This is a genomic window from Acinetobacter sp. LipI_15 (assembly GCF_058242865.1).
In genome coordinates this window covers 2,383,508-2,398,661 of the sequence record NZ_JBZAYN010000001.1, presented here as the reverse complement: position 1 = coordinate 2,398,661, position 15,154 = coordinate 2,383,508, and the positions used below count along the sequence as shown (strand labels likewise).

Sequence of the window (15,154 nt, the reverse complement as noted above, 5' to 3'; positions counted from 1 at the left end):
TTCAACAGGATAAAAGCCATTTGGGGAAATAAGCTTTTATCCTGATCCAATGATGTACTCAGATAAAATTTTAAAAAATAATAAGGAAAAACCATGAGTTCAGTAAATGAAACTTATTTTAATGCACCATTATTTGACCGAGAATTAACAGAGATTACAGTCAATATCGAGCAAACACCCTTCTTTTTGAATGATCGTGGGCATCCAACATATTTAGCATCACTTGGGGCAGGAATTCATTTAATTACCGAGTCAGCCACCAATGCGAAAATGACGATGGGAAATCCCTACGATGTACCTTCCGAAATTTCGACTAAAATTACCAATTGGGGGGAGCAAATGGAGCTTGAATTTGAAGGGCAACACTTCGAGTTTATGCCATTGGTGGCAAGCAAAGAAACCGCGGCAGCTTTTGGTATCACCTTAGTTCAGGCAGATGAAGCGATTCAGATTCATTCAAATCAAAAACGACTGTCAGAGATTCATTATGAATACGGCATGATGGCAGGTCATTGTTTTGCCTATCTAGATGGCGGTAAGCCTGACTGTAGTGGAAAAACCTTATTTCCTTTTGTGGCTACTGATTTAGAACATCACGACTTTCCGCATACTTTTTGCTCGACCGATCAAGATCAACTGCCACTGGTCATCTCCGTTGGGCGTTATTTCCCAAATCTTGGCAAGATTTACTTGGCAGATTTATGGGTCAATCCCGGAGATGCTTTATATATTCCTGCGAAACCCAAATATTCGAATCCCGAGTTTATTGACCTACATAACAACCGTAATACAGCACTTGCCTGTTGGCGAGGTGACAGCAATAAATCGACATTGACTACCCATAGTTTGCTCGATACCCATGGACATTTTTACTGGTATTGGAATAGAAGACCGACGATTCATCCTCTCATCTATGCACCGACTATCAAAAATGAATAGTTGAGTTACATAGACCAAACAGCAAACACAGCACTTCATGATACAAAGGTGACTCAAGTTTTGGGAGTTTGGTCTATGGCTTACGGTTTATCTAAAAAATTACATCTACGTTTTTCACGACCAGCAGGTTTGGCTTTGTTGACGCTCACGATGCTTGGGACGACTCAGGTGAGTTTGGCGAGTCCGACGGTCGATCAGCTTAGTCAATGTTTAGTGAAATCGACCACTGCCGCAGATAAAACCACGGTTTTGCAATGGACCTTTTCTGCCTTGGCAGCGCATCCAGATTTAAAACAATACAGTAATGTTAGTGATGCGCAAAAAACGCAACTCGATAAAAATTTAGCTCAAGTGATGCAGCGAATTTTGGTGGAGCAATGTTCTACACAAACGCAGGCCGTGATTAAAGCCGACGGTCTACAGGCTGTAGGCGAAAGTTTTCAAGAGCTTGGTAGTATCACGGGGGATGAAATATTAAAGACGCCTGAAATTAAACAACAATTACAAGGCGTACTGCGTTATGTCGATTTGAATAAATTGGTGACCAAATTTTTAACCCCAGAAATTTGGAATAAGTTAGGTGTGGTTCGTTAATTTTATTTTGAGTAAATAAAAAATGCTCCTTTTATACAAGGAGCATTTTTTATGGATTCACCCTAAATGGATGATGATCCAATGCGTTTTAGTTTGCTGACTCAAGCATTAAATGGTAATCGTCGCGCCTAATGCTTTAACAAATTGCGCCATCCACGCAGGGTGAGCAGGCCAAGCAGGAGCAGTAACTAAATGACCGTCGGTCACTGCATCCGTGACTGCAATATCTGCATACTGACCGCCAGCCAGTTTAACTTCGGCGGCACATGCAGGATAAGAGGAACATGTACGGCCTTTCAGTACATTGGCTGCTGCCAAAATTTGCGCACCATGACAAACCGCTGCAATCGGTTTTTTCGCTGCGTCAAATTCGCGTACGATTTCAATCACACGTGCATTCATACGTAAATATTCAGGTGCACGACCACCCGGAATCACTAAGCCGACATAGTTATCTGAGTTAACTGCATCAAAGTCATAGTTAATGGTAAAGTTATGACCGCGTTTTTCGCTATAGGTTTGTTCACCTTCAAAATCATGAATCGCTGTGGCAATGTTGTCACCGGCTTTTTTGTCAGGGCAAACGGCATGAACGGTATAACCAAGACCAACTAAAAACTGAAAAGGTACCATGGTTTCGTAGTCTTCAGCATAGTCACCTACAAGCATAAGAATTTGTTTTGACATGATGTAACCCTCTGTTGAAATATGATTTATATCAATTTTTCATTTACCTTAGCATATTGAAATGACAGTTTTAAGCAGGCTGTAAATTCTTTAGTTGTATATTTTTATTTAGATTTATAAAAAGTTATGGATGGTTATAGTTCAAATTATGATGAGTCTAGTAGGCTAGCTGTTATCAATTATTAATGACTTTAGTGTTTTTCACATAGCTTTAAAAAGTTAAATATTTACCTCTCCCTTGTGCAGCAGTGCTGTTCATCTACTAAATGGAGAGGTAAGTAACAATCCATAACGGTATTAAATTAGCAATGGAAGCACCTTCTCCCACTGGGAGAAGGCGGGGGGTAGAGGGAAACTTAAAAAATTAAATCAGATCAGGATAAAATTTCTCAAATCCCTCATTCACCGCTTCACCTCGCAGCAAATAGCCTTTCGGTTGGATATAACTATAAATTTCCCGTGCGGGTTGTTCATGCCAGCCAATGTTAAAAGCACAGAGTTTTGGGAAAAATTGTAAATGACTATAGTTCAGATGGTTATGAATCCAATAGGCGAGTTGTTGCCAATTGCTTTGGTCTTTTTCATAAAGTTCTAGAAATGATGGAATGACAATACACGCCGTTGCCCCATAACCTTTTGCATCGGGATAGTCCCAAATATGACTGGCAAAGTTATTCTCATTACTTGCGCAATTATGTCCTTTTTCATTGCCGAGTTGGTTCACGCTTGGTGAACGGTAAGCTGAACGAGTGGCAATACGTCCAAACTTTTCTTGCAGTGGTTCAAGTAGTTCTTCGCAGAGTTTTGAGCCCATACGAATCGCAATGTCAGGATGGTCGGGGAAGTTGGTTATGCTGTACCAATTGGCGATTTCGCTATAGAGAAAGTCACGCATAAAAAATGACGTTGATAATTGAACGCGACCTAAATCTTCGAGTTTGGCAATTGAGGATACTTTTTTGATGGTCATTTTGTTTTTGGTGTGACGTGTTTGGATTGATTGTATGTTTAAAATTTTGAAAATTAAATAATAATCCTCTCCTTTAAAAAAGAGAGGGAATTTCTATTACAGAATCCATAACGGTATTTAATTAGCAATGAAAGCTCCTTCTCCTTTTGGGAGAAGGCGGGGGGAAGAGGGTGATTAAAAGTCACGCATAAAGAAAGACTTAGACAGTTGAATACGTCCTAAGTCTTCGAGTGTGGCGATAACAGAAAATTTGGGAAATTATATTATCGATTCTCAAGCTTGTTTTTTATATATTGAGACGTGTTATCAATATTAGGGTAAATCGTGCGTTTATTAATATTAAGTAAATCAAGCTCTTTTAATATGTCTTTTTTATGTTCGGGTTTAATTCTGATTCTATTAATTATGAAATTATCATCACCTTTTTCATCTATTGCTGCTTCTAAACCAAATAATAAAAATGAACCTGATTGAGCAATAATGCGTTCATGAGTTTTTTTGGCTTTAACACAAATTACTTTTTTTAAATCTGAAGTTTTGAAGTTCTGTAAAAAATAAGGTTTTTCATGTTGAATGTAATGTAAGTATTGTGTCGTAACAGGATCAGATGGATTCAATGTTGAGCCTGCTAGAATTTGTAATTGCAAGTTATTCTTTTGTGTACTATCTAATTTTACTAAGTTAGAGAGACAAGAAACTGTATCTGAATCGAAGAATTTAACCATTTTACTGGTAATACTTAGCATAATAATTTCAGAATCAACCAATTTTTTTGCAAGATATTGATTTTTCCCATCCTTGATTTTTGTTATATATTCACCTTCAATTGGAGGCTTCACGGATGGTATTAGGTCATGCTCATTTATATTTTCACAAGCAAAATATAAAGCTGTGAGAGGATTGCTAGTTACATCCAATAATCTTGTTGGCATACCGTAGTGTTGCATTCGTGTGAGTACATCTATACTTGAAATGTCTCTGTCAAATGAAAGTGGTTCAGCTGCAATTAATTCTCTATAGAGAAGGTTTTCGGCCTCAAGATAAATTTTCCCTTTTGTATTAAGCTCTCGAAATAATGAGGGTTGTAATTTGAATTTTTTTGCATTTCCATGTCCACGGTAAAATGTTTCACCTTGAAAACATTTAGGTAGTTTTGTTTCATTAATAGAAAAAACCTTTTTGATAAATTCAGGCACATTACTAATATAGTGGATATTATTGTTTTTATCATCTGAGATTTTATTTAGCCAGTTTAATTCATTATTTTTCTTAATAATACTATGGCTAAAACTGGGGGGAGTAATACTTTGAGGTTTTATTTGTTGCGGTAGTGGTTTTAATGCGAATATCAGTGATTCCACATCAGGGAAAAATTTCTTTTTTTCTAAAATGTCTTTGTTGAAATGTATTTGATATAAATTATAAAAAATATTTCCTTTTTTTATTGCCCAATGAGTTCTACTAGCTTCCCAACCATTAAAATTCAATGCTTCAAAGAGGTCATCATATTTAATTTCGGGGTCGCAATTTTTGAAATAAATTTTTTCCGTTATTAACTTAATTCCTGCACTGATAAATTGACCAAAAGTGTCGTAGCTTATTTCTTCTATTCGACCTAACGCAACGTAGTCTTTGAAATCTTCAAAGCAAATTACACATGGTAATTTTTTGACTAATTGTAATTTATCATTATCTAGTATTTTAAAAGCTGTACGAATATCTTCATCAGAATATTCCGTAAATCTACTAGAATGAAATCTGACACGAATTAGATTGTCTGGATTTTGTTCTAGACTATCTTCACTATAATTTTGTATAACATTGAAATAAGACATAAAAAACCCCGCATTAAGCGAGGTTTTTATAACATGAAATCAATTGATTAGGGAATAAATTAACCAATCAATTTCTTCATCAATTCATTGACTTGAACAGGGTTAGCTTTACCTTTCGCTGCTTTCATCACTTGACCCACAAGACCGTTGAAAGCTTTCTCTTTACCAGATTTATACTCTTCAACCATCTTCTCGTTAGCAGCAAGCACTTCCTTAATAATCGCTTCAATTGCGCCTGTATCAGTTTCCTGTTTCAAGCCTTTTTCCGCAATAATCTCGTCCGCAGTTTTGCCTTCTTCCCACATAAAGCCGAACACTTGTTTCGCAATTTTGCCATTAATGGTGTTATCCACAATACGTGCAATCATGCCGCCAAGTTTTTCAGCCGATACAGGAGAGTCATGAAGCTCTAAGCCCGCTTTGTTTAAAGCGCCTGAGAATTCGCCCATCACCCAGTTTGCAGCCACTTTACCTTGCGCAGCGCCACCAGCAGCTTTTACCACGTCTTCATAAAACTCTGACATTTCACGAGTTAGTGTAAGCACGTGTGCATCGTACTCAGTCACACCAAAGTCCGCGACAAAGCGTGCACGACGTGCAGCAGGCAACTCAGGAAGCGCAGCACGTGCCGCTTCAATTTGCTCGTCTGCAATGATCACAGGCAACAAGTCAGGGTCTGGGAAGTAGCGGTAATCGTTCGCTTCTTCTTTAGAACGCATTGAACGTGTTTCCATCTTCACAGGGTCGAATAAACGTGTTTCTTGGTCAATGGTGCCATCCCATTCTAGGATTTCCATTTGACGTTCAATTTCTACGTTAATCGCTTGTTCAATGAAGCGGAATGAGTTGAGGTTTTTCAACTCGCAGCGTGTACCAAACGGTTGACCCGGACGACGTAAAGACACGTTACAGTCTGCACGGAACGAACCTTCTGCCATGTTGCCGTCAGAAATACCTAACCAACGTACAAGGGTGTGAATCGCTTTAATATAAGCAACCGCTTCTTCAACCGAACGCATATCAGGTTCAGATACGATTTCAAGCAGTGGCGTACCTGCACGGTTTAAATCGATACCAGATTGACCTTCAAATTGGTCATGGATTGATTTACCTGCATCTTCTTCAAGGTGCGCACGTGTCACGCCAATACGCTTTACAGTGCCATCTTCAAGTTGAATGTCGATATGACCCAAGCCCACAATCGGGTTGTCCATTTGGCTAATTTGATAGCCTTTTGGAGAGTCAGGGTAGAAATAGTTTTTACGTGCAAACACAGACGCTTGGTCGATGTAAGCATCGATACCCAAACCAAAGCGGATCGCAAGATCAACCACTTCTTTGTTCAATACTGGCAATACGCCCGGCATTGCCAAGTCAACAAGGCTCGCTTGCGTATTTGGGTCTTGACCAAATGTAGTAGATGAACCTGAGAAAATTTTGGTATTGGTCGCAAGCTGAGTGTGAATCTCAATACCAATCACCACTTCCCAACCATCAATCAGGTTAGATTTTGGTTTAGCAGCGTTCTTAGCCATTATGCATTCTCCTCAGCAATCGCAGCGCGTTGTGTATGCCAATCCGTTGCTTGTTGGTACTGATGAACCACAGACAACAATTGAGATTCTGACCAGTAGTTACCAATCAGCTGTAAGCCAACAGGCAAGTTGTCTTTGTCAAAACCAACAGGCGCGTTAATCGCAGGCAGACCTGCCAAGTTCACTGCGATGGTGTAGATGTCGCCTAAGTACATTTCTACAGGAGACAGGTTTGCACCAATTTTATATGCAGTCGTTGGTGCAGCAGGAGCAGCAATCACGTCTACAGACTCAAATGCTTTTAAGAAGTCTTGTTGAATTAAACGACGTACTTTTTGTGCTTTCACATAATAAGCATCGTAGTAACCCGCAGACAGCGCGTAAGTACCAATCAAGATACGTTGCTGCACTTCTTTACCAAAACCTTCAGAACGTGAACGTTTGTACAAGTCCATCAAATCCACAGGATTTTCACAGCGGTAACCATAACGTACACCATCAAAACGCTGTAAGTTTGAAGATGCTTCAGCAGGAGCAATCAGGTAATACGTTGGAACATAGGCATCAGTCATGGTCAAATCAATCTCAACCAAGATTGCGCCCATTTCTTCTAACTTTTTCAGTGACTCTTCAACGCGTGCTTTTACGTCTGTATCTAAACCAGCAACGTTAAAGTACTGTTTAGGAATACCAATGCGTAAGCCTTTTACTGAAGTGCTGTTGAGGTTCGCTACATAGTTATCGACGTCTTTTTCAACCGAAGTTGAATCTTTCGCATCATGACCTGCCATCACGTTCATGAGGTAAGCACAGTCTTCAGCCGAACGCGCCATTGGGCCGCCTTGGTCTAAAGATGATGCATACGCAATCATACCGAAACGTGAAACACGACCATACGTAGGTTTAAGACCAGTCAAACCACAGAAAGACGCTGGTTGACGGATTGAACCGCCTGTATCTGTACCTGTTGCGAAAGGCGCAAGATCAGCCGCTACCGCCGCAGCAGAACCGCCTGAAGAACCACCTGGAACATGGTTTAAGTTCCAAGGGTTAGCCGTTGCGCCATAAAATGAATTTTCAGAAGTCGAACCCATGGCGAATTCATCCATGTTCACTTTACCTAAAGTGACAAGGCCCGCAGCTTTACCTTTCGCTACAACGGTTGCGTCGTAAGGAGAGATAAAATTGTCCAGCATTTTAGAACCAGCCGTGGTTTTAATGCCTTGGGTACAAAAAATGTCTTTGTGTGCAATTGGTATACCAGTCAACGCAGTTGCATTGCCTGCTTTAATTGCAGCATCAGCCGCATCTGCTTGCGCAAGTGCTTGTTCAGCTGTCACGGTCACGTATGACTTGACTTGAGCATCGATTTTTTCAATGCGTTTTAAATAGTGTTCAGTCAATTCGCGTGAAGAAAATTTAGCGCCAGCCAAACCTTCAGACAATTCACGAATTGATAAGTGATGTAAATCTGTCATGAGAAATATTTCTTTACGTTTAATTTGAAAAAATGTTGATCTGAATAAAAATTATTCAATCACACGCGGAACAAGGTACAAGCCATCCTGTACGGCAGGAGCAACTGCTTGATATGCTTCGCGATGATTGGTCTCAGATACCACGTCTTCACGTAAGGGCTGTGGATTGTCGAATGGACTTTTTAGTGGTTCAACACCGTCAGTATCGATGCCTTTCAGGGTTTCCATCATGCGTAAAATTTTATTTAAACTTTGAGCATAGTCAGCAGATTGCGCTTCATCTAGCGACAATCGAGCCAGATGGGCAATCGCTGAAACTGTTTGTGCATTTAGATCTGCAGAATGCTGTGCATCCGATGTAGACATAACATTACCTAATCAGTATTAAAAAAATTCAAAATATCGTGGCTTATAATAAGCGATTGACTTGTTCAAATCATCACATTTAGTTAAAGTTGCCACCTTGCGTCCATATAAAAGTTTAACTGAGAACGTCCCCGTGATTCTAAAACGACTAATTGGCTTGTTTTCGCCGGATCTTGCCATTGATTTAGGCACTGCAAATACACTTATCTATGCGCCAGGACGAGGCATTATATTAAATGAACCGACGGTGGTGGCAATTCGCCACAGTGGTTCACAAAAAATCGTTGCCGCAGTAGGTCTTGACGCGAAGCAAATGCTAGGTCGTACACCTGCAAATATTTCTGCGATTCGCCCAATGAAAGATGGGGTGATTGCTGACTTTGAAGTCACTGAAACGATGTTGAATCAATTCATTGGCAAAGTGCACGAAAAACGTTTGTTCCCACCTGCACCGCGTGTCGTGGTGTGTGTGCCATGTAAATCGACGTTGGTGGAACGCCGTGCAATCCGTGAAGCTGTATACAATGCAGGTGCACGTGAAGTTCGCTTAATTGAAGAGCCAATGGCTGCTGCAATTGGTGCAGGTATGCCTGTTGAGCAAGCCTGTGGTTCGATGGTTGTCGATGTTGGTGGTGGTACAACTGAAATCGCGATCATTTCACTTCAAGGTTGTGTCTATGCAGACTCACTACGTATCGGTGGTGATGTATTTGATGAGCAAATCATAAACTACGTGCGTAAAGCACATGGTTGTGTGATTGGTGAAACCACTGCAGAAAACATCAAAAAAGAAGTTGGTATGGCGCTTCCAGAAGAAGGTGCAAAATCTTTGGAAATCGAAGTCCGTGGTCGGAACTTGGCTGAAGGTGTACCTCGTGCGATTACCGTAACTTCTGATGAAGTGACTCAAGCGATTTCTGATCCACTGCAAAACATTGTGGCTGCGGTTAAATCTGCACTAGAGCAAACGCCACCTGAGTTGTCTTCAGACATCGCAGAACGCGGTATTGTGTTGACTGGTGGCGGTGCATTACTTCGCAATCTTGATAAGCTTCTTGCAAAAGAAACAGGTCTTCCTGTCGTAGTTGCAGAAGATCCACTATCATGTGTTACACGTGGTGGCGGTAAGGTTCTCGAATTCTTCGATAACCCAAATCATGACATGTTATTTGTAGGCTAAGAAAAGGACTCGGCGGGTGCAAACGCAACTGTTTTCAAGACAACCGCCATCTTTTCGCTCATTTATCATTGCGGTGATTACATGCTTGGTGGTGCTTTTCTTTGATTGGCGCATGCCACATGTAATTCAACCGGCCAGAGACGTCTTGTATGCGGCATATAATCCAATTTATGCACTTGCAAGCTATCCAGTGTTATCGCGAGAATGGCTGAATCAACAAACCAAGTCTGAAGCTCAATTACGTCGTGAAAATACCGCGATGCAAGCAGAGTTAATTCAGGCTCAAGTCCGTTTACAGAAACTTTCTGAACTTTCTGCTGAAAATACTCGACTACGTGGACTACTCGATACACCACTCATCATTGATGGTCGTATGGAGATTGCCGAAGTCATTGGTACTGATGCTGATCCCTTACGTCATATTATTGTGATTAACCGTGGAGCCAGCAGTCAGCTTAAAGTGGGACAAACTGTACTCGATGACAAGGGTATTATGGGGCAAATTATCAATGTTTACCCGCATAGTAGCCGTGTCATGTTGCTCTCAGACAAAGAGCACTCTTTATCCGTGCGTATGGAGCATACCGGTATGCGTGCAATCGTTACGGGTACAGGTGACTTAGGTCGACTTAAAATGGAATACGTACCAACCAGTGCGAATATCAAAGTCGGTGAAAAAGTCTATAGCTCAGGGCTAGGGGCACATTTCCCAGCAGGATATTTGGTGGGGACAGTCTCGAAAGTCAGTCGTCACAATAGTGGTGAATTTGCCCAAATTGATATCAATCCTGCTGCCCAATTGGCAGGTGGTCATCATGTGGTTGTGCTATTTTCCGATTCTTTAGCGATGGAGCAACCGCATGTCACTCGCTAAGCTTAGTCGTCATACAGAGCGCGACCCATTATTTCCGATTATCTTTTCCATCATTTTGGCATCCGTGCTGATGGTGTACCCGCTTTCTTATGACCTATCGGGTTGGCGCCCATTATTCATGATGATGATCATGCTATTTTGGGTACTCTGTCAGCCGACATGGTGCGGTGTTTGGTTTGCATTTGCCACAGGTCTATTTACCGACTTATTGACTGATGCGCCATTTGGCATGAACGCACTGAGTTTTGTGGTCATTGCATTTGTGACACGCTTTTTGACCCGTGAACGTCGTATTCTCACATTTGGTAATTTATGGATTATTGCTGCAATGGCAATTTTCGCGCATTTACTGTTTGTGTGGATTGTTCAAGTGATGGGTGGGGCACAGTTTTCATTTGCTCGCCATTGGCAGCCAATTGTTACTAGCTTACTCATTTGGCCAATCATGTATTACTTCCTGAGAAAATGGCGCATATAATTTTAGCTTCGAGTTCTCCTCGACGACGCGAACTTTTGCAACAATTAGGTCTGGAATTTGAAATTTTCAGTCCAGATATTGATGAGTCCGTGTTGGAAGGAGAACCTGTAGCGGATTATGTAGAGCGTTTAGCACGTGCTAAAGCTTGCGCAGTACAACAACAATTCCCTGATGCTATCGTTATTGCCGCGGATACTAGTTTAGGCGTAGATGAGCACATTTTAGGAAAACCAGCGTCGAAAGCACATGCTTTTTCTATGTGGGAAATGATCTCTGGACGAAAACATGATGTGTTTTCAGGTGTTTGTGTCAGTACAAAAGATCAAATATACAGTATAGTAGTGCGTACACAGGTTGAATTTCAAACGCTGAGTTTAGCTGACATGGAAAGCTATTGGGCAACAGGTGAACCAATCGGCAAGGCGGGAGCCTATGCTATTCAAGGAATTGCTGCGCGCTATATTCCTTGTATTGAAGGGAGCTACAGCAATGTCGTTGGGCTGCCTTTGCATGAAACCGTACAGTTATTACAGACAGTTAAGGCATTAAATTAACTGCTGCAACACAAGAATTTTTATAATGTTTTGAGTTTTGATATGTCTGACGAGTTGTTGATTAACGTCACACCGATGGAATGTCGTGTGGCGTTGATTCAAAACGGTACGGTCAATGAATTATTTGTTGAACGCACTGTGAAGCGTGGGTTAGTGGGCAATATTTATAAAGGGAAGGTTGTTCGCGTGCTTCCGGGTATGCAGGCTGCTTTTATTGATATTGGATTGTCGAGAACGGCTTTTTTACATATCAATGATATGGTCTGGCAGCGCAATCAACCGACCCCGAACGTTTTTGAGCTGTTACAACCGGGGCAAGTACTCACTGTACAAGTCATGAAAGATATGTTGGGTACCAAAGGTGCACGACTTTCTACTGATCTTTCTATTCCTTCCCGTTACCTCGTTTTAATGCCATATGGCAGTCATACCGGTGTTTCACAGCGCATTGAGTCTGAAGAAGAACGTGATCGCTTGCGTAGCATGATTGAACGCATTCAAAAGGAACACAACTTACCGGGTTCAGTCATCGTTCGTACTGCTGCCGAAGGTATTCCTGAATGTGAAATTGCGCAGGACATGGCCTATTTAGCAAAACTGTGGGAATACATTCAACGTAAACAACGCAGTATTGTCGTACCTTCTTTGATTTTTGAAGAGCTACCTTTACCTCAACGCGTCATCCGTGATTTGGCCAATGAAGATACTTCTAAAATTCAGGTCGACTCACGCGAAGTGCATGGCAAATTGCAAGAGTTTGTCCAAGAATTTGTACCGAGTATGCAAAATCGCTTACTGCATTATCCAGGTGAGCGTCCAATTTTTGACTTGTACAATGTCGAAGAAGATATTCAGAAAGCCTTACAGACACGTGTCGCACTTAAGTCTGGCGGCTATCTGATGATCGATCAAACTGAAGCCATGACCACGATTGATGTCAATACTGGCTCCTACGTAGGTGGTCGTTCGCTTGAAGACACTGTGTTTAAAACCAATATGGAAGCCACACAGGTCATTGCACGTCAGCTTCGACTACGTAACTTGGGCGGGATTATCATTATTGACTTCATTGATATGCAAGAAGCACATCATCGAGAAGAAGTGATGAGCCAGTTTGAGAAAATGCTTGAGCGCGATCATGCTAAAACCAAGATCACTCAAGTGTCTGAGCTGGGTTTGGTGGAAATGACTCGGAAACGCACCCGTGAATCTTTAGAGCATCTCCTTTGTGATTCTTGCCCGACCTGTCAGGGGCGTGGTTATGTGAAAACGGCTGAAACAGTTTGCTATGAAATTTTCCGTGAAATCTTGAGATATGCACGTGCTTATGAGTCACAAAGTGGTTTTACCGTGGTGGCACATCCGTCGGTGATTGACCGATTGTTAACTGCTGAAGCACCTGCGGTAGCTGATTTAGAGCACTTTATTAGCCGTGTGATCAAGTTCCAAGTGGAAAATTTATATACGCAAGAGCAATACGATATCATTCTGAGCTGAAATTGTAACAGAATATCGTTAAACACTTGTTACAACTGAGATTTTACTTTTGAACTGTTATTTTGAATACTAGACACATCAAATAGCCAAAGCCATTTTCCTGCATTGGACTTGAAAATGGCTTAGCAAAAAGAGGTGTACTATGGGTGTTAGTAAAACAGTAATGAAAAGTGGTCTTAAAACTGTTGTTGAAGCAAAAGCGATCCATTCAGGTTATATCGTGGATGAACGTGGTAATGAAGTTCAAATTACAGCGTCTATGATTCGTTCTGCTTGTCATCAGTTACTTAAACAGTGCCGAGCTATCAAAGCTTAAATATTGAAATATAAATAATGTAATCCAGAGGGTTAAAGTGCTAACGCGCAATTCTAAAATATTTAATGCGCTAAAATTTTATAAATAATGGAAAATAAACTTAATTATCAGTTCGTATCTACAAGTCATAATTAAACAATAACAACGGATTTGTTCACCTAAATTTTAGCTTATACACATAAATTGCTCCAAAAAATCACTCAAAGTTCAAATGATAAAAACCCGTCTAGATTGTTTAATTTAGACGGGTTTTTAATTTTTTGGATGGTTCAATCTGCTGATGAATTGATACAAAATCTAGAAACAGGCGGTTAGCTAACCGCCTGTAACTTTGGGGAATCTTGGTTCACAATAGTTTCAAATCGTTGAATTTCTTCTTCCAAATGCGTGAGTAAATTTTGCATTTTTGGCAGCGCATTACGACATGCGGTTAAACCAACTTCAAGCTTATCTAAATAGCTGGTCATGGTGATATTAAGCGCTTGACCATCCAAAACAATAGACGCTGGGTAGAGCGCTTCTAAACGTGCACCATTCCAATATAACGGCTCTTGTGGGCCGGGAACATTCGAAATGACCAAGTTAAAGGCCTGACGTTTTGGCATGAAGCCTGATGCAATATTTAAACCTGCTGCACTGTAGACAAAAGCACTGTAGTTTAAAATTTGATTCGAGTTCATCCGCTTAAAGCGCTCTTTGGCATTGAGCACACTACGACGCACAATCTTCAACCGTTCTAGCGGATCTTCTTTATGGGTTCCAAGATTGGCCAAAATCATGGTAATACGGTTTGACATATCTGAATCATCGGTACGCACAGATGCAGGCACCATGGCAATCAATGGCTTTTTAGGTAATGCATTTTGTGTAATTAAATACTCACGTAATGCACCTGAACAAATTGCGAGCACAATATCGTTAATTGTTACACCAAGTGACTTGGCAATATGTGACAAACGTGAAAATTCAAAAGACTGAGCAGCGAAACGACGTGAAGAACTGACCCGTTGGTTTAATATTGAACTCGGCGCTTGGAAGCTAGACACATAATCTGGGTTACGCCCCATATCTTTCATCACGGTTTGTGACAGTTCGTACAAAACTCGTGGAGTAGAGTCAAGTTGTCCCTTAATGGTCGATAACAGACCTTTCATACGACTGGCTTTAGGCTGCTTCAGGCGTTTTGCACGAGGGCCTTCTACACACCATGGTGGCACAATACTTTTAGCATCTGGGTCATGCGAAAGCGATTTTTCAACTAAACGCATACCTGCAATGCCATCGACCATCGCGTGGTGGATTTTGAAGTACATGGCAAAACGATTGCCTTCAATGCCTTCAATAATATGGCAGGTCCAAAGCGGTTTTGCACGGTCAATCAGCGCACTGTGTTCCTGTGAAATATAAGTCAAAAGTTCACGGATACGACCGGGATGCGGCAGTGCGATATGGCGGAAGTGATGATCTAAATCAAACTCTTCGTCTTCATCCCAAAAGAAGCCGTTGAGTTTATTGTTAAAAGGAGGAATAGGAATGGATTTTGAATTACGAATATCTGCGACTAAATCTTGAATAAAAGTATCTGGTGCATTGTCAGGGATCTGAAATAAAAATAGACCACCTACGTGCATCGGTTGTTGCCGTTTCTCTAAATTTAAGAATATGAAATCAATAGGATGTAATGGACGCATAGCGTTGATTGCCTCACTGCAATTTCTACAGCTGCTCATGTATGAGTAGCATTGTTAGAATTATTAAATTGTCATTTGCAGTATAGCGTTTTTACGTTGAAATGATACGGAATTATGTGTATCTATGCGTTGAAAAAAACCACTGCTATGCAGTGGTTTT

15 protein-coding genes are annotated in these 15,154 nt (G+C 40.9%); 8 read left to right on the top strand and 7 right to left on the bottom strand.

Annotated features, from left to right (window positions below):
* Positions 1 to 93: 93 nt before the first annotated feature.
* Together AC4CU0_RS11390 and AC4CU0_RS11385 are read left to right on the top strand one after the other, a co-directional pair.
* Positions 94 to 939, top strand: a complete 846-nt coding sequence (locus AC4CU0_RS11390; RefSeq protein ID WP_490743172.1) for a hypothetical protein — start codon at positions 94 to 96, stop codon at positions 937 to 939.
* 150 nt (positions 940 to 1,089) lie between these two features.
* Positions 1,090 to 1,533, top strand: coding sequence for a hypothetical protein (locus AC4CU0_RS11385; protein ID WP_490743498.1), 444 nt, complete (start codon positions 1,090 to 1,092; stop codon positions 1,531 to 1,533).
* Positions 1,534 to 1,641: 108 nt separating this feature from the next.
* On the opposite strand, the gene AC4CU0_RS11380 is transcribed toward AC4CU0_RS11385, so the two are convergent.
* From AC4CU0_RS11380 to gatC, 6 genes are all read right to left on the bottom strand, one after another.
* Positions 1,642 to 2,220: a DJ-1/PfpI family protein gene (locus AC4CU0_RS11380; protein WP_490743171.1), complete on the bottom strand. Its 579-nt coding sequence runs from the start codon at positions 2,218 to 2,220 to the stop codon at positions 1,642 to 1,644.
* Between the two features lie 364 nt (positions 2,221 to 2,584).
* Complete coding sequence (locus AC4CU0_RS11375; RefSeq protein WP_490743170.1) at positions 2,585 to 3,190, bottom strand: hypothetical protein; 606 nt, start codon at positions 3,188 to 3,190, stop codon at positions 2,585 to 2,587.
* 263 nt (positions 3,191 to 3,453) lie between these two features.
* Positions 3,454 to 5,025, bottom strand: coding sequence for an FRG domain-containing protein (locus AC4CU0_RS11370; RefSeq protein ID WP_490743169.1), 1,572 nt, complete (start codon positions 5,023 to 5,025; stop codon positions 3,454 to 3,456).
* A gap of 59 nt (positions 5,026 to 5,084) precedes the next feature.
* Entirely contained in the window at positions 5,085 to 6,560 is a 1,476-nt protein-coding gene (gene gatB, locus AC4CU0_RS11365) for an Asp-tRNA(Asn)/Glu-tRNA(Gln) amidotransferase subunit GatB (RefSeq protein ID WP_490743168.1), read from the bottom strand.
* The gene (gatA, locus tag AC4CU0_RS11360) at positions 6,560 to 8,038 is read right to left on the bottom strand and encodes an Asp-tRNA(Asn)/Glu-tRNA(Gln) amidotransferase subunit GatA (protein WP_490743167.1); all 1,479 of its coding nucleotides are present in this window, start codon (positions 8,036 to 8,038) and stop codon (positions 6,560 to 6,562) included. The genes gatB and gatA overlap by 1 nt, the downstream gene beginning before the upstream one ends.
* Positions 8,039 to 8,089: 51 nt before the next feature.
* Positions 8,090 to 8,404: an Asp-tRNA(Asn)/Glu-tRNA(Gln) amidotransferase subunit GatC gene (gene gatC / locus AC4CU0_RS11355; protein WP_490743166.1), complete on the bottom strand. Its 315-nt coding sequence runs from the start codon at positions 8,402 to 8,404 to the stop codon at positions 8,090 to 8,092.
* 133 nt (positions 8,405 to 8,537) lie between these two features.
* On the opposite strand from gatC, the gene AC4CU0_RS11350 reads away from it, so the two are divergent.
* From AC4CU0_RS11350 to AC4CU0_RS11325, 6 genes are all read left to right on the top strand, one after another.
* Entirely contained in the window at positions 8,538 to 9,584 is a 1,047-nt protein-coding gene (locus AC4CU0_RS11350; protein ID WP_490743497.1) for a rod shape-determining protein, read from the top strand.
* 16 nt (positions 9,585 to 9,600) lie between these two features.
* The gene (gene mreC / locus AC4CU0_RS11345) at positions 9,601 to 10,458 is read left to right on the top strand and encodes a rod shape-determining protein MreC (protein WP_078189984.1); all 858 of its coding nucleotides are present in this window, start codon (positions 9,601 to 9,603) and stop codon (positions 10,456 to 10,458) included.
* Positions 10,445 to 10,936, top strand: a complete 492-nt coding sequence (gene mreD / locus AC4CU0_RS11340) for a rod shape-determining protein MreD (RefSeq protein ID WP_168379038.1) — start codon at positions 10,445 to 10,447, stop codon at positions 10,934 to 10,936. Before mreC ends, mreD begins: the two co-directional genes overlap by 14 nt.
* Complete coding sequence (locus AC4CU0_RS11335; protein ID WP_168379037.1) at positions 10,924 to 11,490, top strand: Maf-like protein; 567 nt, start codon at positions 10,924 to 10,926, stop codon at positions 11,488 to 11,490. The genes mreD and AC4CU0_RS11335 overlap by 13 nt, the downstream gene beginning before the upstream one ends.
* A gap of 42 nt (positions 11,491 to 11,532) precedes the next feature.
* The gene (gene rng, locus AC4CU0_RS11330) at positions 11,533 to 12,987 is read left to right on the top strand and encodes a ribonuclease G (protein WP_078189981.1); all 1,455 of its coding nucleotides are present in this window, start codon (positions 11,533 to 11,535) and stop codon (positions 12,985 to 12,987) included.
* A gap of 142 nt (positions 12,988 to 13,129) precedes the next feature.
* Positions 13,130 to 13,303: a PA1571 family protein gene (locus tag AC4CU0_RS11325; RefSeq protein ID WP_168379036.1), complete on the top strand. Its 174-nt coding sequence runs from the start codon at positions 13,130 to 13,132 to the stop codon at positions 13,301 to 13,303.
* 311 nt (positions 13,304 to 13,614) lie between these two features.
* On the opposite strand, the gene AC4CU0_RS11320 is transcribed toward AC4CU0_RS11325, so the two are convergent.
* Complete coding sequence (locus AC4CU0_RS11320; RefSeq protein WP_180026498.1) at positions 13,615 to 14,994, bottom strand: WS/DGAT/MGAT family O-acyltransferase; 1,380 nt, start codon at positions 14,992 to 14,994, stop codon at positions 13,615 to 13,617.
* Between the last annotated feature and the right edge of the window lie 160 nt (positions 14,995 to 15,154).

Excerpts from the sequence above, each read along its gene's own strand:
- AC4CU0_RS11390 (WP_490743172.1), top strand. The coding sequence starts at position 94 with ATGAGTTCAGTAAATGAAACTTATTTTAATGCACCATTATTTGACCGA.
- AC4CU0_RS11385 (WP_490743498.1), top strand. The coding sequence starts at position 1,090 with ATGCTTGGGACGACTCAGGTGAGTTTGGCGAGTCCGACGGTCGATCAG.
- AC4CU0_RS11380 (WP_490743171.1), bottom strand. The coding sequence starts at position 2,220 with ATGTCAAAACAAATTCTTATGCTTGTAGGTGACTATGCTGAAGACTAC.
- AC4CU0_RS11375 (WP_490743170.1), bottom strand. The coding sequence starts at position 3,190 with ATGACCATCAAAAAAGTATCCTCAATTGCCAAACTCGAAGATTTAGGT.
- AC4CU0_RS11370 (WP_490743169.1), bottom strand. The coding sequence starts at position 5,025 with ATGTCTTATTTCAATGTTATACAAAATTATAGTGAAGATAGTCTAGAA.
- gatB (WP_490743168.1), bottom strand. The coding sequence starts at position 6,560 with ATGGCTAAGAACGCTGCTAAACCAAAATCTAACCTGATTGATGGTTGG.
- gatA (WP_490743167.1), bottom strand. The coding sequence starts at position 8,038 with ATGACAGATTTACATCACTTATCAATTCGTGAATTGTCTGAAGGTTTG.
- gatC (WP_490743166.1), bottom strand. The coding sequence starts at position 8,404 with ATGTCTACATCGGATGCACAGCATTCTGCAGATCTAAATGCACAAACA.
- mreD (WP_168379038.1), top strand. The coding sequence starts at position 10,445 with ATGTCACTCGCTAAGCTTAGTCGTCATACAGAGCGCGACCCATTATTT.
- AC4CU0_RS11335 (WP_168379037.1), top strand. The coding sequence starts at position 10,924 with ATGGCGCATATAATTTTAGCTTCGAGTTCTCCTCGACGACGCGAACTT.
- rng (WP_078189981.1), top strand. The coding sequence starts at position 11,533 with ATGTCTGACGAGTTGTTGATTAACGTCACACCGATGGAATGTCGTGTG.
- AC4CU0_RS11325 (WP_168379036.1), top strand. The coding sequence starts at position 13,130 with ATGGGTGTTAGTAAAACAGTAATGAAAAGTGGTCTTAAAACTGTTGTT.
- AC4CU0_RS11320 (WP_180026498.1), bottom strand. The coding sequence starts at position 14,994 with ATGCGTCCATTACATCCTATTGATTTCATATTCTTAAATTTAGAGAAA.